The sequence below is a fragment of the Lelliottia nimipressuralis genome (assembly GCF_041464075.1).
In the GTDB taxonomy this organism is placed as follows: domain Bacteria; phylum Pseudomonadota; class Gammaproteobacteria; order Enterobacterales; family Enterobacteriaceae; genus Enterobacter; species Enterobacter nimipressuralis.
In genome coordinates, this window is the sequence record NZ_CP167172.1 from 397,814 (window position 1) to 415,598 (window position 17,785).

The 17,785-nt window shown below is 54.4% G+C and carries 19 protein-coding genes, 1 tRNA gene, 1 rRNA gene and 1 pseudogene; 11 read left to right on the forward strand and 11 right to left on the reverse strand.

Annotation, left to right across the window (positions count from 1 at the left end):
• Positions 1 to 81: 81 nt before the first annotated feature.
• A 5S ribosomal RNA gene (gene rrf / locus ACB496_RS01885) occupies positions 82 to 197 on the forward strand.
• A gap of 343 nt (positions 198 to 540) precedes the next feature.
• On the opposite strand, the gene ACB496_RS01890 is transcribed toward rrf, so the two are convergent.
• Positions 541 to 616, reverse strand: a tRNA-Phe gene (locus tag ACB496_RS01890).
• A gap of 170 nt (positions 617 to 786) precedes the next feature.
• Here ACB496_RS01890 and ACB496_RS01895 point away from each other — a divergent pair.
• Together ACB496_RS01895 and ACB496_RS01900 are read left to right on the forward strand one after the other, a co-directional pair.
• On the forward strand, positions 787 to 1,632 hold the full coding sequence (locus ACB496_RS01895; protein WP_158238460.1) for an AraC family transcriptional regulator: 846 nt from the start codon (positions 787 to 789) through the stop codon (positions 1,630 to 1,632).
• 36 nt (positions 1,633 to 1,668) lie between these two features.
• Positions 1,669 to 2,259: a LysE family translocator gene (locus ACB496_RS01900; RefSeq protein ID WP_371974214.1), complete on the forward strand. Its 591-nt coding sequence runs from the start codon at positions 1,669 to 1,671 to the stop codon at positions 2,257 to 2,259.
• On the opposite strand, the gene ACB496_RS01905 is transcribed toward ACB496_RS01900, so the two are convergent.
• From ACB496_RS01905 to aspA, 5 genes are all read right to left on the reverse strand, one after another.
• Complete coding sequence (locus ACB496_RS01905; RefSeq protein WP_102104422.1) at positions 2,256 to 2,831, reverse strand: transcriptional regulator; 576 nt, start codon at positions 2,829 to 2,831, stop codon at positions 2,256 to 2,258. The two genes, ACB496_RS01900 and ACB496_RS01905, sit on opposite strands and share 4 nt — an antisense overlap.
• A 47-nt stretch (positions 2,832 to 2,878) precedes the next feature.
• The gene (locus ACB496_RS01910) at positions 2,879 to 4,567 is read right to left on the reverse strand and encodes a protein-disulfide reductase DsbD (RefSeq protein WP_371974216.1); all 1,689 of its coding nucleotides are present in this window, start codon (positions 4,565 to 4,567) and stop codon (positions 2,879 to 2,881) included.
• Positions 4,543 to 4,866: a divalent cation tolerance protein CutA gene (gene cutA, locus ACB496_RS01915; RefSeq protein WP_095280450.1), complete on the reverse strand. Its 324-nt coding sequence runs from the start codon at positions 4,864 to 4,866 to the stop codon at positions 4,543 to 4,545. Before cutA ends, ACB496_RS01910 begins: the two co-directional genes overlap by 25 nt.
• Positions 4,867 to 4,977: 111 nt before the next feature.
• Entirely contained in the window at positions 4,978 to 6,279 is a 1,302-nt protein-coding gene (locus ACB496_RS01920; protein ID WP_100777922.1) for an anaerobic C4-dicarboxylate transporter, read from the reverse strand.
• A gap of 115 nt (positions 6,280 to 6,394) precedes the next feature.
• Entirely contained in the window at positions 6,395 to 7,831 is a 1,437-nt protein-coding gene (aspA, locus tag ACB496_RS01925; protein WP_100777921.1) for an aspartate ammonia-lyase, read from the reverse strand.
• A 334-nt stretch (positions 7,832 to 8,165) separates the two neighbouring features.
• Here aspA and ACB496_RS01930 point away from each other — a divergent pair, with 334 nt between their 5' ends.
• Entirely contained in the window at positions 8,166 to 8,636 is a 471-nt protein-coding gene (locus ACB496_RS01930; RefSeq protein ID WP_371974219.1) for an FxsA family protein, read from the forward strand.
• Positions 8,637 to 8,711: 75 nt separating this feature from the next.
• On the opposite strand, the pseudogene yjeH reads toward ACB496_RS01930, so the two are convergent.
• Positions 8,712 to 9,945 (reverse strand): annotated as a pseudogene (gene yjeH / locus ACB496_RS01935) (L-methionine/branched-chain amino acid transporter).
• Between the two features lie 178 nt (positions 9,946 to 10,123).
• Between yjeH and ACB496_RS01940 the strand changes: the two are divergent.
• From ACB496_RS01940 to ACB496_RS01950, 3 genes are all read left to right on the forward strand, one after another.
• Positions 10,124 to 10,417, forward strand: a complete 294-nt coding sequence (locus tag ACB496_RS01940; RefSeq protein ID WP_003855929.1) for a co-chaperone GroES — start codon at positions 10,124 to 10,126, stop codon at positions 10,415 to 10,417.
• Between the two features lie 40 nt (positions 10,418 to 10,457).
• The gene (gene groL / locus ACB496_RS01945) at positions 10,458 to 12,101 is read left to right on the forward strand and encodes a chaperonin GroEL (RefSeq protein WP_100777917.1); all 1,644 of its coding nucleotides are present in this window, start codon (positions 10,458 to 10,460) and stop codon (positions 12,099 to 12,101) included.
• 170 nt (positions 12,102 to 12,271) lie between these two features.
• Positions 12,272 to 12,625: a DUF4156 domain-containing protein gene (locus tag ACB496_RS01950; protein ID WP_100777916.1), complete on the forward strand. Its 354-nt coding sequence runs from the start codon at positions 12,272 to 12,274 to the stop codon at positions 12,623 to 12,625.
• A gap of 111 nt (positions 12,626 to 12,736) precedes the next feature.
• Here ACB496_RS01950 and epmB read toward each other — a convergent pair whose 3' ends face one another.
• Entirely contained in the window at positions 12,737 to 13,765 is a 1,029-nt protein-coding gene (gene epmB / locus ACB496_RS01955) for an EF-P beta-lysylation protein EpmB (protein WP_371974224.1), read from the reverse strand.
• Positions 13,766 to 13,806: 41 nt separating this feature from the next.
• Here epmB and efp point away from each other — a divergent pair, with 41 nt between their 5' ends.
• The 3 genes from efp (at position 13,807) to ecnB (ending at position 14,820) form a co-directional block, all read left to right on the forward strand.
• Positions 13,807 to 14,373: an elongation factor P gene (gene efp, locus ACB496_RS01960; RefSeq protein ID WP_095280459.1), complete on the forward strand. Its 567-nt coding sequence runs from the start codon at positions 13,807 to 13,809 to the stop codon at positions 14,371 to 14,373.
• 58 nt (positions 14,374 to 14,431) lie between these two features.
• Positions 14,432 to 14,563, forward strand: coding sequence for an entericidin A/B family lipoprotein (locus tag ACB496_RS01965; RefSeq protein WP_100777914.1), 132 nt, complete (start codon positions 14,432 to 14,434; stop codon positions 14,561 to 14,563).
• 110 nt (positions 14,564 to 14,673) lie between these two features.
• On the forward strand, positions 14,674 to 14,820 hold the full coding sequence (ecnB, locus tag ACB496_RS01970; protein ID WP_100777913.1) for a lipoprotein toxin entericidin B: 147 nt from the start codon (positions 14,674 to 14,676) through the stop codon (positions 14,818 to 14,820).
• 40 nt (positions 14,821 to 14,860) lie between these two features.
• Here ecnB and ACB496_RS01975 read toward each other — a convergent pair whose 3' ends face one another.
• Positions 14,861 to 15,460 carry a LuxR C-terminal-related transcriptional regulator gene (locus tag ACB496_RS01975; RefSeq protein ID WP_371975204.1) on the reverse strand — a complete coding sequence of 200 codons (600 nt, stop codon included), beginning with the start codon at positions 15,458 to 15,460 and terminating at the stop codon, positions 14,861 to 14,863.
• A gap of 263 nt (positions 15,461 to 15,723) precedes the next feature.
• Here ACB496_RS01975 and sugE point away from each other — a divergent pair, with 263 nt between their 5' ends.
• The gene (gene sugE, locus ACB496_RS01980; protein WP_100777912.1) at positions 15,724 to 16,041 is read left to right on the forward strand and encodes a quaternary ammonium compound efflux SMR transporter SugE; all 318 of its coding nucleotides are present in this window, start codon (positions 15,724 to 15,726) and stop codon (positions 16,039 to 16,041) included.
• On the opposite strand, the gene ACB496_RS01985 is transcribed toward sugE, so the two are convergent.
• Both ACB496_RS01985 and ampC read right to left on the reverse strand, forming a co-directional pair.
• Positions 16,038 to 16,568 (reverse strand): lipocalin family protein, encoded by a 531-nt coding sequence (locus ACB496_RS01985; protein WP_100777911.1) that lies wholly within the window; start codon positions 16,566 to 16,568, stop codon positions 16,038 to 16,040. The genes sugE and ACB496_RS01985 overlap by 4 nt on opposite strands.
• 64 nt (positions 16,569 to 16,632) lie before the next feature.
• Entirely contained in the window at positions 16,633 to 17,775 is a 1,143-nt protein-coding gene (ampC, locus tag ACB496_RS01990) for a CMY2/MIR/ACT/EC family class C beta-lactamase (protein WP_371974225.1), read from the reverse strand.
• Positions 17,776 to 17,785 lie beyond the last annotated feature (10 nt).

Here is a 17,785-nt window from a genome sequence, read left to right on the forward strand (position 1 = left end):
GTTTTGGCGAAGCAGAGACAGTCGATTTTCAGCTGATACAGATTAATTAATGCGCAGAGATGCGTGTTGATACAGAATTTGCCTGGCGGCTTTAGCGCGGTGGTCCCACCTGACCCCATGCCGAACTCAGAAGTGAAACGCCGTAGCGCCGATGGTAGTGTGGGGTCTCCCCATGTGAGAGTAGGGAACTGCCAGGCATCAAATTAAGTGAAGAGGCCATCCGCGAGGATGGCCTTTTTGCGTTTTTGTCATTATCCAAAATAGTCCCAGACCGGCACAACAGCCCGGTTACTGTCCTGCCATCCAGTCACGAATCACCCTCCTCAATCGCATCAAACCCCTTCTATGCAAAGAGTCAGCCTCTTATAGCGCCGCTATAAGCTTGAAAAAGTAAGTCGAGTAGTGGAATTCGAGCGAAGTACTGCTGAAAAGAGGCGTTCAGACTGTGGGGAAGCAATCCATAGTGTTGAATGACACGGCCAGAATTTACCGAATCCCCAAAAGCAAAAAACCAGCCCTAAGGCTGGTTTTTCTAAATAGTGGTGCCCGGACTCGGAATCGAACCAAGGACACGGGGATTTTCAATCCCCTGCTCTACCGACTGAGCTATCCGGGCAACGGAGCGCATTAAACCTTAATCCCGGATGGTCGTCAACCCTAATTCAGGAAAAGCTGTTCAACTGCTTAACTTTACGGCAATCTGTCCGTTTGCACCGCGAAATTGCACAAATCTTCCAGACAAGGAGGGGGCTAAATAGCAATGCTGACAGATCAGAGGAGGGCGATATGGCGAACGACTGGCTTGAGCTACGTCAGCATGCAGACACAGGTATTGAAACCATTAAGGCACACTTCGAAGGCCATGCTTTCGACCCACACTGGCACGACAGCTATCTGGTGGGCATTACGCTTTCTGGCACTCAGCAGTTCCATTGCCGCCGCGAGCGTCACCAGAGCCAGCCGGGAGATGCCTTTCTGCTTGAACCCGGTGAAATCCATGATGGCGATGCCCCCGTCGAGGGCGGCTTTACCTATCTGACGTTCTATCTGGACGAACAGTGGCTGAATAACACGCTGCACGGGCTATACGAATCCACGCCCGGTAGTTATTCACTCCATTTTGCGCAAACCCTGACGCGTGAGCCGCAGCTGGTTCGCACCATCGGTGAGACGTTTAATGCGCTGCATCAGGATGAGATGAAAATCGTCCAGCAAAGCACGATGGATCACATGCTGGCGCAGATCACTTCCCATTGCCACTGGCGCAAAAGGCTCCCTTCGCAACTGCAAAGCGCGGCGGTGGCACATCGGGCGCGTGACTATCTGTATGCGCATATGGGCGAAAATCTTGGGCTGTCTGATCTTGCGCGCGAGACGGGAACCGATCGCTTTACGCTGACGCGCTGTTTCAAACGTGAGTTCCATCTGGCACCGCACGCCTGGCTTATCCAGCTTCGGCTCGCCAAAGCCCGTCAGATGTTGGCTCGTGGCGATTTACCGGTGGATGTCGCTGCGTCGCTGGGTTTTGCCGATCAGAGCCATCTTGGACGCTGGTTCCAGCGGGCCTATCGCATCACCCCAGCCCATTACCGAAAGTTGTGCACAAACCTTCCAGACGTTTCCAGAAAATAGCGGCACAGTCAGAGCTCCAAAAATAAGGAGCTACCTGTGAACGTGATGCCGTTTCTGCTGTTTGCTTTTGTCGCCTCGATAACGCCCGGCCCAACCAATATCCTTGTTCTGACCAACAGCCAGCACTACGGGGTCAAGGCGACGATTCCTGCTCTTGTCAGCGGCTGTATGGCGGCCAGTGCCATCGTGCTGATCTCTGGTGCGGGTGCCGGGGAAGTGTTGCGCCAGTACCCGCTGATTCGTCAGGTGATGAGCTGGGCTGGCGTGCTGTGGTTAAGCTGGATGAGCTGGCAGTTATTCAGTGCGCCAGCGGCAAACCTGTCACATGGCTCGCATCACCGTTTTACGGCGCGTGCGGCGGCGCTTTTACAGGTGATCAATCCAAAGACATGGATGATGGCGTTGGCCGTCGTGAGCCTGTTTGCGCCAGTGGGAGAGCATGCCCTGCGGGAGGTGGCGCTGATGGCGCTCTGGTTCTTAATCATTTCGATTGCGTGTCTGATGTGCTGGGCGTGGCTGGGAAAGGCGGTAAATCGGGTGTTTCGCACCACCGTGGCGATGGTGCGCTTTCAACGCGTAATGGCGCTTTGCCTGCTTATCTCTGCGTGGGCAGGCATCCTGGCTTAAGTCAGCGCGCCACCCATACGGCACTGCGCAAAACGCAGGATATCTTCCGCGAGACGGTGCGCCGTCTCGACGTCAGCCAGGCTGCGATTGACCAGCATACGGCTCAGGCAACCTTCCAGCACCAGCTCCATCTGCCGCGCGACCATTGCCGGATCGTCGACTTCGAGTCGGGTGAGCAGCTCATGGGTAAAGTCGTGCGCCGCGCTTTTTTGCTGATCCGCCAGCTGATGGATCGGGTGCCCTGGATCAGGATAGAAAGTGCAGGCGGCGATAAACAGGCAGCCCGGGTAGCGTTTGTTGCGAACGCAATCCGCGAGGGCCGTATAACGCGCCAGTATTTTCTGCTCGTCCGTCAGCTCTTCGTTAAGCATTAACTGCCTGCGCCAGATATCCACCTGCTGGCTCAGATAGCGCAGGGCGTCGTACAGCAGCGCTTCTTTATCGGGCCAGAAGCGGCGAAGCTCATCCAGAGGATAATCGATGCGTTCGGCAACCATCTCAAGCGTGGTGCTGGCGATCCCTTGAACCTCAAGTAATTGCAGGGCTTGTCCCAGTACGTCTTCACGTTGCACGGTTTTCTCCTCCCAATGCTAACGGTTTCTCCCGTTAACAGTGTCGTTTACGGTTGGCGATCGCGCAAATGCGCGCTGAACGCTGCGGCATCCATAAAACCCGTCACGCGTCCGGCAGGCTGCTCTTCTCCTTGCTCATTAAAGAACAAAATAGTCGGCAGGCCGAGCACGTTGAGCTGTTTTAACAGAGCCTTGTCCTGCGCGTTATTGGCCGTCACATTGGCCTGCAGCAGAACGGTATTTTTCAGCGCGTTTTGCACCTGCGGATCGCTAAAGGTGTATTTTTCAAACTCTTTACAGGCTACGCACCAGTCGGCGTAGAGATCGAGCATCACGGGTTTGCCTTTGGCCTGCGCCAGGGCGGTGTTCAGCTCATCAACGTTACTGATTTGAGTAAAGCTAAGATGCGCCTGGGTTTGTACGCCTGGGGAACCAAACGCCCAGTCCTGAAGGGGACGCACGCTCACCAGCGCGGCGGCCAGCAGGATAATTTGCACGATTCGCATCCACGGCTTCTGCGCCTGCAGGCTGGTAATAAATGCCCAGCCGAAGAACGCCACACCCAGAAGCGCCCACAGGCGCACTCCCCAGACATCGCCAATCACACGTTCGAGCAGGAATACCGGCAGTGCCAGAATCACAAAGCCGAACGCCGTTTTCACGGTTTCCATCCACGGACCGCTTTTCGGCAGCAGACGGTTGCCAAAGACGGTGACCAGAATCAGCGGCAGCCCCATGCCCAGTGCATAAAGATAGAGCGTCCCGCCACCGAACCACATGTTCCCGCTCTGAGCGATGTAAAGCAGAATGGCGCTGAGCGGCGCGGTGGTGCAGGGGGAGCAGATCAGCCCGGCAATGGCGCCCATTGCAAAGACGCCGCCAGCAGAACCGCCCTGCTGACGGTTGCTCATCAGTGTCAGGCGTGTTTGCAGTGACGACGGCAGCTGCAAGGTGAATAACCCAAACATCGACAGTGCCAGCAGGGTAAAGACCACCGACAGCCCGATGAGCACATAAGGGTGCTGGAGCGCCGCCTGGAACTGAAGCCCTGCTGCGGCCACGATCAGGCCAAGGGCGGTGTATGTCAGCGCCATCCCCTGTACGTAGATAAAGGCCAGCAGCAACGCACGGGCGGTGGATAAACGCTGTTTGCCGCCGAGGACGATGCCGGAAATCAGGGGATACATCGGCAGGACACAGGGCGTGAAGGCGATACCAATACCGATCAATAGCGCCCACAGCGCGGAGAAGGGCAGCTTAGCACTGGTATCATCCGTTTCCACTGCGGGAGCTGAAGGTGCTGGGGACGCCTGCACTTCGCTCAGCGGTACCACTTTGGTCTCTGGCGGATAGCAGAAACCTGCGTCGGCGCAGCCCTGGTATGTCACCGTCAGCGTGGCGCCCGAACTGGCCTGATTTACCGTGACCGGCACTGTCAGCCGATGGCGATAGATTTCGCTTTTGCCGTAGAACTCATCTTCGTGCCATTCGCCTGCGGGCAGCTGCGGCTCGCCAACGGTCGCGCGAGCGGGGGTAATGCTCACCTGCTTGCGGTAGAGGTAATAGCCCTCTTTGACCTGCCAGGTCAGATTGAGATCGTGCTGGTACTGCTGGAAGTCGAAGACAAACGCCTGGTCGGCGGGAATAAAATTAGAGCGGCCGGGCGCGTCGAACAACCCGGCAAAAACTGATGTGCTGCACAGCAGCAGGATCAGCGTAAGGAAGCGTTGAGCCATGAGAGATAATCGTTATCGCCGTGAACCACTGGCAGCACCAGCAGTTCTGGGGTCTGGTATGGATGATGAGACTTGAGGCAGTCGAGAAGCGCTTGCTGATGCGCGACGTTGGTTTTCAGCAGCATCTGCACTTCGTACTCCTGTTCCAGCTTGCCTTCCCAGTAGTACATCGAGGTTGCGCCAGGCAGGATCGTCACACAGGCAGCGAGCTGTTCTGCCAGCACTTTGGCGGCAAGCTCCTGGGCAGTGGCTTCATCGGGGGCGGTACACAGTACAACGACAGCGTCAGGTGTATTCACTACTCGACCTCCTCTTCGCGAAAAAATCACTATATCACGCTGAGCCTGAGGGCATTAATGAATCGGGCCGCTGAGCGGCCCGACTTTAACTATTTTTACAACACCGAAAGCTTAAAGAATCACGCTACCGATCAGGAAACCGAAGCACACGGCAAACACCACGCCCATCGTGCCCGGAATAAAGAACGGATGGTTAAAGACGAAGCGTCCGATGCGCGTCGTCCCGGTATCGTCCATCTGCACGGCCGCGACCAGCGTCGGATAGGTTGGCAGAATAAACAGGCCAGAAACGGCAGCGAAAGAGGCCACAGCGGTCAGCGGCGACACGTTCAGTGCCAGCGCCATCGGCATCAGCGCTTTCGCCGTCGCGGCCTGAGAATACAGCAGCGCGGAAGCCACAAAGAAAATCACCGCCAGCAGCCACGGATGGCCCTGAATCACGGTACCTGCGGTCTCTTTAATCCAGTCGATATTGTGGGAAACGAAGGTATCACCCAGCCACGCCACGCCGAGGATACAGATACAGGCGCTCATCCCGGCTTTGAAGGTGCTGGAGCTGAGAATGCTGTCCGTTTCCACGCCGCACAGCACGGTGGTCAGGGTCGCGACGCTCAGCATAATAATCAGGATTGCGTTGGTGGTATTCATCAGCGGTGTTGCCACCAGGCCGAGGCTTGGGCTGTTGACGATGGCATAAATCACCACACAGACCACGCCCAGCAGGAACAGCAGTACCGACAGTTTCGCGCGTGGTTTGATCTCAACTTTATTTTCACCGCGCAGTTCGATCAGACCTTCTTCCAGACGTTTCAGGTACACCGGATCGTCAGAAAGTTTGGAGTTAAACAGTATAGTGACCAGGAACGACATCAGCAGCACAGCCAGCAGCGTCGAGGGGATCACCACGGAGAGCAGATGAATATAGCTAACGCCATGACCTTCCATTACCGATGACATATAGACCACTGCGGCAGAAATCGGCGAGGCGGTAATCGCGATCTGCGCGGACACCACAGCAGTCGACAGTGGGCGGCACGGCTTAATACCTTGCTCTTTCGCCACTTCGGCAATAACCGGCAGCGTTGCCAGAGAGATGTTGCCCGTACCGGCAAAAATCGTCAGGAAGTAGGTCACGACCGGCGCGAGAATGGTGATGTATTTCGGGTTTTTGCGCAGCAGTTTTTCCGTTTGATTAACCAGATAATCCAGACCACCCGCAATCTGCATGGCCGAGATGGCTGCAATCACCGCCATGATGATGGAGATAACGTCAAACGGGATTTTCCCCGGTGCGACACCAATGGCTGCCAGAACCAGCACGCCCAAACCCCCGGCATAGCCGATACCAATCCCTCCTAGCCTGGCGCCGAGGAAAATCGCCGCTAAAACGATAATCAGCTCAATGACAATCATAATCGCTTCCTTGAATGTTAGTTGTTGGATACGTAAATGTTATTTTTGTGATGTCCTATAAAAGCAAAAAGGCACGTCACAAGTGACGTGCCTTTCGGAAGTTTAACCCGAACTGTTATTGTTCGCTTTCATCGGTATAACGCTTCGCTTTGTAGGCCGGGTGCATCAGGTTCTGCGCCGAGAAGATATCATCCAGCTCAGCCTCTGTCAGCAGTCCACGCTCAAGGACGACTTCGCGCACGCTCTTACCGGTTTCGGCACAAATCTTCCCGACGATGTCACCGTTATGGTGGCCGATGAACGGGTTCAGGTAAGTGACGATACCGATGGAGTTGTAGACGAAGCTTTCGCACACGGCTTTGTTCGCCGTGATGCCGTTAATGCATTTTTCCAGCAGGTTGTAGCAGGCATTGGTCAGAATGTGGATGGATTCAAACATCGCCTGGCCAATCACTGGCTCCATGACGTTCAACTGCAGCTGACCCGCTTCGGAGGCCATGGTCACGGTAATGTCGTTGCCGATGACTTTGAAGCACACCTGGTTAACCACTTCTGGCACAACCGGGTTCACTTTAGCTGGCATGATGGACGAACCGGCCTGCAGTTCTGGCAGGTTGATTTCGTTCAGGCCAGCGCGTGGACCGGAGGAGAGCAGGCGCAGGTCGTTACAGATTTTGGAGAGTTTCACTGCCAGACGTTTCAGCGCACTGTGCACCATCACGTAGGCACCGCAGTCGGAGGTCGCTTCGATCAGGTCCTCCGCCGGAACAACCGCCAGATTGGAGACTTCCGCCAGTTTCTGCACCGCCAGCTGTTGATAGCCGTCCGGGGTATTCAGACGCGTACCGATGGCGGTGGCGCCAAGGTTCACTTCCAGCAGCAGCTCAGAGGTGCGCAGGATGTTGCGGGTCTCTTCGTTCAGCAGCACGTTAAAGGCATGGAATTCCTGGCCGAGGGTCATCGGCACGGCATCCTGCAGCTGGGTACGGCCCATTTTCAGAATGTCCTGGAACTCAACGGCTTTACGCTGGAAGCCATCACCCAGCTGGTTAATCGCGTCGATCAGTTTCACCACAGAGGCGTAAACGGCGATACGGAAACCGGTCGGGTAGGCGTCGTTGGTAGACTGGCACTTGTTAACGTGGTCGTTTGGATTGAGGTACTGGTACTCACCTTTCTGGTGGCCCATCAGTTCAAGACCGATGTTTGCCAGCACCTCGTTGGTATTCATGTTGACGGAGGTCCCCGCACCGCCCTGATAGACGTCAACCGGGAACTGATCCATGCATTTGCCGTTGTTCAGCACTTCATCGCAGGCGGCGATGATGGCATTTGCAGCGCTTTTCGGAATGGTTTGCAGCTCTTTGTTTGCCAGTGCTGCGGCTTTTTTCACCATCACCATGCCACGTACAAATTCAGGGATGTCGCTGATTTTGTTGTTGCTGATGTAAAAGTTTTCAATCGCTCTCAGAGTGTGAATACCGTAGTAGGCATCCGCTGGAACTTCCCTGGTACCCAACAAATCTTCTTCGATACGAATGTTGTTTAACATGTGAACCTTCTTTTAAAGCGGCCGATGGATTGTACTAAACACACAGTAGATATGTGGTTTTCAATATTTGCTGACCGACGATTATTCCCTCAATCAGCCAGATACTCGAGATCATATGCTGATGATAGCGAATTGCCGTAATCTGGATCACTTATTATCGCCCTCATCTCATGATAATTATTAATCTGTGAAATGAATCACCGCTTGAATATTTCCAGAAAAAATATCCGTGCAAACCGATTGAAATTTGGCTAACCGTCTCCATCTCAGAAAGACGCGACTCGCAAACACATACAGACAGAGGCCAGAGGCGTCTGCCACACAGGAGAAACCAGTGCGCTGGATACCTTTTATTGCCATTTTTCTCTATGTTTACATCGAGATTTCTATTTTTATCCAGGTCGCCCACGTGCTGGGCGTCCTGCTGACGCTGATCCTGGTCATCTTCACATCCGTAATTGGGATGTCGCTGGTGCGCAATCAGGGTTTCAAAAATTTCCTGTTAATGCAGCAGAAGATGGCGGCGGGAGAAAGCCCGGCAGCCGAGATGATCAAAAGCGTGTCCCTGATTCTTGCGGGCCTGCTGCTGATTCTGCCGGGGTTCTTCACCGATTTCCTTGGCCTGTTACTGCTGTTGCCACCGGTGCAAAAACTTCTGACCATGAGACTGCTACCGCATCTGCGTTTTAACCGCATGCCTGGCGGCGGTTTCAGCACTGGGCCGGGAAATGGAGAGACCTTTGACGGGGAGTTTCAGCGCAAGGACGATCATCGCGACCGCCTCGATCATAAAGACGACCGCTGACAGGCGTACCCGGTGGCGCTTCGCTTACCGGGCCTGATATCTTGCAGGCCGGAAAAGCGCAGCGCTATCCGGCGTTTAAAGCACGCTTCGTTTCGGCAAGAACATCCACAGCCCTGCCAGCATCACCAAAGCGTACAAACTCTTCCAGCCAACCATCACCAGCAGCAGCAAACACAGTACGCCGCCGACTACCGCCAGCACTTTAAATCGTCCTTTCAGCAACCGGCATCCTGCCAGCATGCACAGCAGATAAATGATGATGAAAATGCCGTTCGCATAGACGATCAGCGCATCGAGATTGATATTCAGAAATACACAGGGTGCTCAGCACGCAACAGCCCAGCACGGCGTTTAGCGCGTTCAGGGGTAACTGGCGCTTTGACAGGCGTGACAGGCGGCTGTCCGGCTTATACTGCGCCTGGGACCACACCAGGCGGGCGAAGCTCTGAATATAAATATTCAGGCTGGCAAAGCAGGCGAGATAACCAATCACGCAGGCAATCCACAGGGCTTTGACGCCAAAGAGTTGCACCACCATCCCTGGCAGCGAAGCGGCTGCGGCCATGTCGGCGCTATACGCACTGAAATGCAGCACCAGCACTGTACAGGCCCAGTAAACGGTGCCCGCCAGCAGCAGGCCAATCATCAGCGCGCGCGGGAAATCTCTCTCCGGCTGTTTAAACTCTGACGCCAGATGCGCAAACGCCTCCAGCCCGACAAAGCACCAGAACATCACCGCAAGCGCGGCGAATAGTTGTGTGTGCTCGACATCTGCGATCGCCGGGAACGGAATCGCGCTCACCTGAATATCGCCCGCCCACCATATCGCCGCAATCAACGCGACGATCAGCACGGCGACCAACGTTTGCAGATTAGCGCTGGAACTGGCGCCGCGAGACCCGACCCACCAGACGATCGCCAGTGTCCCCAGCTCCGCCAGCAGCAGCTGTTCGTCATGCCAGCCAAACAGCGCCTGACCAAAACCGGTGGCGATGTGCAGAGCAGCAGGAAGCCCTACAGGGATGACCGACAGGAAAAGCCAGCCGGTGACGCGCTCCAGCCGTGGGCCAAACGCCATGCCGACAAAATGCGCCACGCCACCGGCGCTGGGGAAATGGCGGCCGAGCGTCGCAAAGACAATCGCAATCGGAAAAACCAGCACGATCAGCACCGGCCACGCCCACAGACTGTTATTTCCTGCCACCAGAGCCGCCAGTGCGGGCACGGCAAAAACACCGGTACCTAACAAGGAGGTGGAGAGCAAACCAACGCCCTGCGCCAGCCCCAGCTCCTGTTTGAGTCCACTCATTCACTTCGTCCTGCCACCATCAAAAGAGAGGCGATGGTAACACTTTCACAAATTTTTTTTCGACTGCCCCTTGAAGGGGCAAAATCCGACCCCCATCTCTCAGGGCACCAGTCGGTAAACCTTTTACGGCCCGGCGTCTTCCATAACTGATAATGACTTTCTCGAAGGAGAGCTATCAATGAGTATTCGTCCGTTACATGATCGTGTGATCGTCAAGCGTAAAGAAGTTGAAACCAAATCTGCAGGCGGCATCGTACTGACCGGTTCTGCAGCAGCCAAATCAACTCGTGGCGAAATCATCGCTGTCGGTAAGGGCCGCATCCTGGAAAACGGTACAGTGCAACCGCTGGACGTTAAAGTTGGCGACATCGTGATTTTCAACGATGGCTACGGCGTGAAATCCGAGAAGATCGACAATGAAGAAGTGTTGATCATGTCCGAAAGCGACATCCTGGCAATTGTTGAAGCGTAATCCGCGAAACGATACTGAACGAATTTGAGGAAATAAGAACATGGCAGCTAAAGACGTAAAATTCGGTAACGACGCTCGTGTGAAAATGCTGCGCGGCGTAAACGTACTGGCAGATGCAGTTAAAGTGACCCTGGGCCCGAAAGGCCGTAACGTAGTGCTGGATAAATCCTTCGGCGCACCAACCATCACTAAAGATGGCGTTTCCGTTGCACGTGAAATCGAACTGGAAGACAAATTCGAAAACATGGGCGCGCAGATGGTGAAAGAAGTTGCCTCTAAAGCGAACGACGCTGCAGGCGACGGTACCACCACCGCGACCGTGCTGGCTCAGGCGATCATCGCTGAAGGCCTGAAAGCTGTTGCTGCGGGCATGAACCCAATGGACCTGAAGCGCGGTATCGACAAAGCGGTTATCGCCGCTGTTGAAGAGCTGAAAGCCCTGTCCGTACCATGCTCCGACTCAAAAGCGATTGCGCAGGTTGGTACTATCTCCGCTAACTCCGACGAAACCGTAGGCAAACTGATCGCTGAAGCGATGGACAAAGTCGGTAAAGAAGGCGTGATCACCGTTGAAGACGGTACCGGTCTGGAAGACGAACTGGACGTAGTAGAAGGTATGCAGTTCGACCGCGGCTACCTGTCCCCATACTTCATCAACAAGCCAGAAACCGGCGCTGTTGAACTCGAAAGCCCGTTCATCCTGCTGGCTGACAAAAAAATCTCCAACATCCGTGAAATGCTGCCAGTACTGGAAGCCGTTGCGAAAGCCGGTAAACCGCTGGTTATCATCGCTGAAGATGTTGAAGGCGAAGCACTGGCAACGCTTGTGGTTAACACCATGCGTGGCATCGTGAAAGTCGCTGCGGTTAAAGCACCTGGCTTCGGCGATCGTCGTAAAGCGATGCTGCAGGACATCGCAACGCTGACCGGCGGTACCGTGATTTCTGAAGAAATCGGTATGGAACTGGAAAAAGCGACTCTGGAAGACCTGGGTCAGGCGAAACGCGTTGTGATCAACAAAGACACCACCACCATCATCGATGGCGTGGGTGACGAAGGCGCAATCCAGGGCCGTGTTACTCAGATCCGTAAGCAGATCGAAGAAGCGACCTCTGACTACGACCGTGAAAAACTGCAGGAGCGCGTAGCGAAACTGGCAGGCGGCGTTGCAGTAATCAAAGTCGGTGCTGCTACCGAAGTTGAAATGAAAGAGAAGAAAGCGCGCGTTGATGACGCCCTGCACGCAACCCGTGCTGCGGTAGAAGAAGGCGTGGTTGCCGGTGGTGGTGTTGCGCTGGTTCGCGTTGCCGCTAAACTGGCTGGCCTGACTGCTCAGAACGAAGATCAGAACGTGGGTATCAAAGTTGCGCTGCGCGCAATGGAAGCCCCACTGCGTCAGATCGTGTCCAACGCCGGTGAAGAGCCGTCTGTTGTGGCGAACAACGTGAAAGCAGGCGAAGGTAACTACGGTTACAACGCAGCAACTGAAGAATACGGCAACATGATCGACTTCGGTATCCTGGACCCAACTAAAGTTACCCGTTCTGCTCTGCAGTACGCGGCCTCTGTAGCGGGTCTGATGATCACCACCGAATGCATGGTGACCGACCTGCCTAAAGGCGATGCTCCTGACTTAGGCGCAGGCGGCATGGGCGGTATGGGTGGAATGGGCGGCATGATGTAATTGCCCTACGCCCGGCATCGTTCTGTAACCAGAATGCGTTGGGCGTAACCCTCCCAGAAATGAAAAACCCCTAGGCAGAAATGTCTGGGGGTTTTTCTTTTGTTCATCTTTTTAGTATAAGGTTTACACACGGACAACTCTTGTCCAGCTTATTGCAAACGGGGAATAACATGCGCGTTAAAGTCTGTGCAGGGATCGTAGGGGCAGCGTTGCTGCTGGCAGGTTGTAGCTCCAGTAATGAGCTCTCCTCGGCGGGTCAGGGCGTTCGCTTTGTGGAAGATAAGCCGGGCAGCGAGTGCCAGCTGTTAGGTTCGGCAACCGGTGAGCAGAGTAACTGGATGTCGGGTCAGCACGGTGACGAAGGCGGTTCAATGCGTGGTGCCGCGAATGCGCTGCGTAACCAGGCGGCGGCAATGGGTGGCAACGTCATTTACGGTGTGAGCAGCCCATCGCAAGGCATTCTGTCGAGCTTTGTCCCGACGGCGAGTTCCATGAACGGCCAGGTCTATAAGTGCCCGAACTGAGTCACGTGCGGGCTAATGTCCTCACCTGAACCCTCTGTTTATCGCAGAGGCTACAAACAAAAAACGGCAACACCGGTTGCCGTTTTGTTTTGACTCTACACCATCCGCTTTTTACGACTGACGTAGCTGCAAATCCAGCGGCGTTTTGCTCGGCTCACCACCAATTTCTCGCGCCAGTTTCGGCACCATATAGCCTGATACCAGCGTCAGCAGCTCCCGCATAATCTGCCGGGCTTCCTCATCGCTCACCATGAAATGCGACGCACCCTGAACGCGGTCCAGCACATGCAGGTAATAAGGCATAACCGACGCATCAAACAGCGCGTTGCTCAGATCGGCGAGCGCACGTGCGTTATCATTCACGCCGCGCAACAGCACGCTCTGGTTTAACAAGGTCACGCCAGCCTGGCGCAGACGAATCATCGCCGAACGAAAAGCGTCGTCGATCTCGTTGGCGTGGTTAATGTGATTCACCAGCAGGATTTGCAGCCGCGACTGTTCGAAGCGCGAAACCAGGGTATCCGTAATGCGCGCGGGGATCACAATCGGCAGACGACTGTGAATGCGTAACCGTTTGATGTGGGGGATCGCTTCGAGTTGCGTGAGCAGCCAGTCCAGCTCATGATCCTTCGCCATCAGCGGATCGCCACCGGAAAAGATGATCTCATCCAGCTCCGGATGGGCGGCAATATAGTCCAGTGCCACCTGCCAGTTGCGCTTATTGCCCTGATTTTCGGCATACGGGAAGTGGCGACGGAAGCAATAGCGACAATTTACCGCACAGCCACCTTTCACCAGCAGCAGCGCACGGTTGAGGTATTTATGCAGCAGGCCCGGCACCACACTGTTCTGTTCTTCCAGCGGATCGGTGCTATAGCCCGGTGCTGTCACGAACTCATCCTGCGAGGTAAGTACCTGTTTCAGAAGCGGATCGTCGGGGTTGCCTTTCTCCATACGCGCGACAAACGCACGCGGGACGCGCAAGGCAAAGAGGCGTTTTGCTTCACGACCGGCGAGCAAATTTTCATCTGTGTCTATATTCAATAGACGCAGCAGTTCATCAGGACTGGTGATTACATCGGCAAGTTGCGATAACCAATCTTCTCTGGACGGGGTATTTAGGGTTACAATATGCGCCATTTTGTGGCTTAGCTACCAGTTAACAATTTTCAGAGGGCCTTATGGCGACTTACTATAGCAACGATTTTCGTGCTGGTCTTAAAATCATGATGGACGGCGAACCGTATGCGGTTGAAGCCAGCGAATTCGTTAAACCAGGTAAAGGCCAGGCATTTGCGCGCGTTAAGCTGCGTCGCCTGCTGACCGGTACCCGTGTTGAGAAAACCTTCAAATCCACCGACTCCGCTGAAGGCGCTGACGTGGTCGATATGAACCTGACCTTCCTGTACAACGACGGCGAGTTCTATCACTTCATGAACAACGAAACTTTTGAGCAGCTGGCTGCTGACGAGAAAGCCGTTGGTGACAACGCGAAGTGGCTGCTGGATCAGGCTGAATGCATCGTGACCCTGTGGAACGGTCAGCCTATCAGCGTGACTCCGCCTAACTTCGTTGAGCTGGAAATCATTGAAACCGATCCAGGCCTGAAAGGTGACACCGCAGGGACTGGCGGCAAGCCAGCAACGCTGTCCACTGGCGCAGTGGTTAAAGTTCCACTGTTCGTTCAGATTGGCGAAGTGATCAAAGTGGATACTCGCTCTGGCGAATACGTATCCCGCGTGAAGTAATTCATGTAAATGATTGAGGCGCAGCGTCTGCTGCGCCTGATTGATTCAGGCAGGGATGATGAAACGTACCGTTAAAATTCTGCTGATGCTGGTGCTCTCCAGCGCGATCCTTTCCGGGTGCAATACCGCACGTGGTGTCGGCGAGGATATTAAAGATCTGGGCCATGTTATTTCCCACGCGGCCAGCTAATCACTTCTAAAACTCCGAAAAAATACGTCCTTTTCCGTCGACCGGCGGGATTTTGTCTATCCTTAAGTGGCTATACACAAATAACATTGGCTATAAAAGGAAGATATATTATGGTTAAGAAAACAATTGCAGCGATCTTTTCTGTACTGGTGCTTTCCTCAGTATTAACCGCATGCAACACCACGCGTGGCGTGGGTGAAGATATCCAAAGCGGCGGTAACGCTATTTCCGGTGCAGCAACGAAAGCACAGAATTAATAGCGGTGTTAACGGACGGTACGGAACTGCCACCGTACCGTCAGCTTGCAACGTCCTGAAGTGTCAAAAACGGTGAAAACCGCGTATCCATATGCAGCTTCATACGGATGTTCCGTTTGTAGGTGTAGACCGTCTTACTGTTAATACTTAGTTTACCGGCAATTTTCTGATTGCTGGCACCTTCCATCCACAGTGCTAATACTTTCTCTTCCTGTCGGGTCAAGAGCGGCGTCGCAATTTGCGGTATCTCATAGCTGGCACAGGAACTCAGGGCGTCATTAATCACCGTCGCCAGCGTGTAGAGCGGCGTGCTTTTACACAGCGAGGCCCACAGCGGGAACTGTTTTATATATTGCGACATGTCCGTTTTTTCGCTGGATTGCAGCAAAATAAAAGGCCGCGTCTCGCTGGCAATGAGCAGCGAGGAGAGCTGCTGGATATCACCCATATCCTGAGTAAAACTATTTAAGTCAGCAATAATCAGTGTAGGGTTCCATTGCAGGATATGCTCCCGGGCAAGGAACAGGTTGTTAACGCCGGTGACCATAAAAGAGCCGGGGAACAGACCTGAATGATTGAGCCATGCTGCAAACCCTGAGCGGGTGAAGTGACAACGGTCAATCAAGAGAATTTTAAACATGTTTTTTTTCGCATCAGGCAACGGGTTCGGCTTTCTGCCATCAGAAAGCACACCATCATAGGGAAGTCCGATGAGTGATAAATGATGGAACTCCGTTGCATACTGAGGCTATTTCAGGCTTTTACTTACATTCAGCAAACAGATTGAAAAAAAATCACATCTTGCGCAGAATAGGCCTCTCAACTCAGCCTTGCGGGACGACCTGCAAGCGCTTCTCTCACCGGGGACGGCCCCAGACTGTTATTTAAGTTAAGGAGCCTGATATGTCCTGGATAATTCTTTTGATCGCCGGTTTGCTGGAAGTGGTGTGGGCCATTGGCCTGAAATACACCCACGGTTTTACGCGCCTCACGCCCAGCATCATTACCGTCACCGCGATGATTGTCAGTATTGCACTGCTCTCCTGGGCGATGCGCACGCTGCCCGTGGGGACAGCCTATGCCGTGTGGACGGGGATTGGCGCAGTCGGTGCGGCAATTACCGGCATTCTGCTGCTGGGGGAATCCGCGAGTCCGGCGCGAATCGCCAGCCTCGCGTTAATCGTCGCGGGGATTATTGGGCTTAAACTCAGCACCCATTAATGCGGCTGTTCAACCCAGATTAATTTCGACACATCAAACCCTTGTCGGGTCGCGACATCGAGCATTTGCTTTTTCATTTCGTCAGAAATGGTCGGTGTGCGTGAGAGTATCCACAGATAGTCGCGATCCGGCCCGCAGACCAGCGCATGGCGATATTCCCGGTCCAGCGCAATCACGTTATAGCCGCCGTAGAACGGGCCAAAGAACGACACTTTCAGCGCGGCTCTGCTCGGGTCGCCGGTAAAGTAGGCTTTGCCGATCGTCTGCTGCCACATTCCACGCTCTGGATTATATCCCTTATTAATGACCTGAATGCCGCCGTCATCCATGGTGCTGTAGGTTGCGGTGACGCGCTGTAGCCCGCGCTCAAAGCGGTGATCGAGACGGGCGATTTCATACCAGGTACCGAGATAACGCTGTGCATCAAAGTTATTAACTACGGTGACGCCATTCGGCGGGGTAGGGGAACTACAGGCCACAACTAAAAACGCGGCTGTCACCGCGGCGATAACAGGCAAAATGCGCATAGAAGTTTCCTTGCTGTTTTTTTGTTAAGTGTAGATGACAGCAAGGAAAATGCGGGACAAAAGGTTACTGGAGCGCGTCCAGAATACGGAACGCGGCATCTACACGAGCTGGGTTGGGATAGCTTTTATTCGCCAGCATCACGATGCCGAGATCTTTTTGCGGAATAAAGGCCACGTAGCTACCAAATCCGCCGGTAGATCCGGTTTTATGTACCCATGATGCTTTCACGGCAGGCGCAGGCGGATTAATTTCCACTGCAGTGGCCGGCGCCAGCGCCACTTTATTATCGCTGCCGGTCACCACCGTTTTCGCCTTCACCGGCCAGTTCAGCATTTCCCAGCCTAAGCCCTGATACATCTCACCTATCTGCCAGTAGCGCGATTGAGCAAGCGTAATGCCCTGCTGAAGTTTTTGATCGCTTACGGTTGTCGGATTCATGTTGGCCTTCACCCAGCTCGCCATATCCTCAATCGTGGTTTTAACGCCGTAGGCTTCTGCATCCAACTGGCCCGGCGAAACGTGAACCGCTTTGCCGTCGCGATAGCCCCAGGCGTAATGCTGCTGTTCGCTCTCGGGTACGGTCAGCCAGGTGTGATTGAGTTTCAGCGGCTGGAGTACGCGCGTGGTCATGGCCTGTTCAAAGCTCATACCGGAGGGTTTGACCGCAAGCGAACCAAACAGGCCAATGCTGGCGTTCGCGTAAAGACGCTTTTCGCCGGGTGCCCACTGTGGCTGCCAGTTTTGATAAAACGTCAGCAAGGCTGCCCGATCGGTTACTTCATCAGGCACCTGCAACGGCAAACCACCCGCCGTGTAGGTCGCCAGATGAAGCAGGTTAATCTGCTGCCACTGCTTACCCGTCAGCTCAGGCCAGTATTTTGTCACAGGATCGCTCAGGCGAATTTCGCCGCGCGCGATGGCATCGCCGCCCAGCACACCGGTGAAGGTTTTGCTCACGGAACCCAGTTCAAACAACGTTTGCTGAGTGACGGGGCGGTTTGCGGCGATATCGGCTTTACCCCAGGTGAAGAAGTGAGGTTTGCCCTGGTAAATCACCGCGACCGCCATCCCTGGGATAGCCTGCTCCTGCATTAGCGGGGTAATGGTGCGGTTAACGATGTCGGCCAGCTGTTTGTCTGTCACGGGTGCCGCGAGCGTTGAGAATGACGCGCTGAGCAGTAACGCACAGCAAAATGATTTTTTCATCTGAGCATCT

Coding starts and splice junctions, on each gene's coding strand:
- ampC (WP_371974225.1), bottom strand. CDS start 17,775: ATGAAAAAATCATTTTGCTGTGCGTTACTGCTCAGCGCGTCATTCTCA.
- ACB496_RS01975 (WP_371975204.1), bottom strand. CDS start 15,460: ATGTTTAAAATTCTCTTGATTGACCGTTGTCACTTCACCCGCTCAGGG.
- groL (WP_100777917.1), top strand. CDS start 10,458: ATGGCAGCTAAAGACGTAAAATTCGGTAACGACGCTCGTGTGAAAATG.
- ACB496_RS01940 (WP_003855929.1), top strand. CDS start 10,124: ATGAGTATTCGTCCGTTACATGATCGTGTGATCGTCAAGCGTAAAGAA.
- sugE (WP_100777912.1), top strand. CDS start 15,724: ATGTCCTGGATAATTCTTTTGATCGCCGGTTTGCTGGAAGTGGTGTGG.
- efp (WP_095280459.1), top strand. CDS start 13,807: ATGGCGACTTACTATAGCAACGATTTTCGTGCTGGTCTTAAAATCATG.
- ACB496_RS01910 (WP_371974216.1), bottom strand. CDS start 4,567: ATGGCTCAACGCTTCCTTACGCTGATCCTGCTGCTGTGCAGCACATCA.
- ACB496_RS01895 (WP_158238460.1), top strand. CDS start 787: ATGGCGAACGACTGGCTTGAGCTACGTCAGCATGCAGACACAGGTATT.
- aspA (WP_100777921.1), bottom strand. CDS start 7,831: ATGTTAAACAACATTCGTATCGAAGAAGATTTGTTGGGTACCAGGGAA.
- ACB496_RS01950 (WP_100777916.1), top strand. CDS start 12,272: ATGCGCGTTAAAGTCTGTGCAGGGATCGTAGGGGCAGCGTTGCTGCTG.
- ecnB (WP_100777913.1), top strand. CDS start 14,674: ATGGTTAAGAAAACAATTGCAGCGATCTTTTCTGTACTGGTGCTTTCC.
- epmB (WP_371974224.1), bottom strand. CDS start 13,765: ATGGCGCATATTGTAACCCTAAATACCCCGTCCAGAGAAGATTGGTTA.
- ACB496_RS01985 (WP_100777911.1), bottom strand. CDS start 16,568: ATGCGCATTTTGCCTGTTATCGCCGCGGTGACAGCCGCGTTTTTAGTT.
- ACB496_RS01920 (WP_100777922.1), bottom strand. CDS start 6,279: ATGATTGTCATTGAGCTGATTATCGTTTTAGCGGCGATTTTCCTCGGC.
- ACB496_RS01965 (WP_100777914.1), top strand. CDS start 14,432: ATGAAACGTACCGTTAAAATTCTGCTGATGCTGGTGCTCTCCAGCGCG.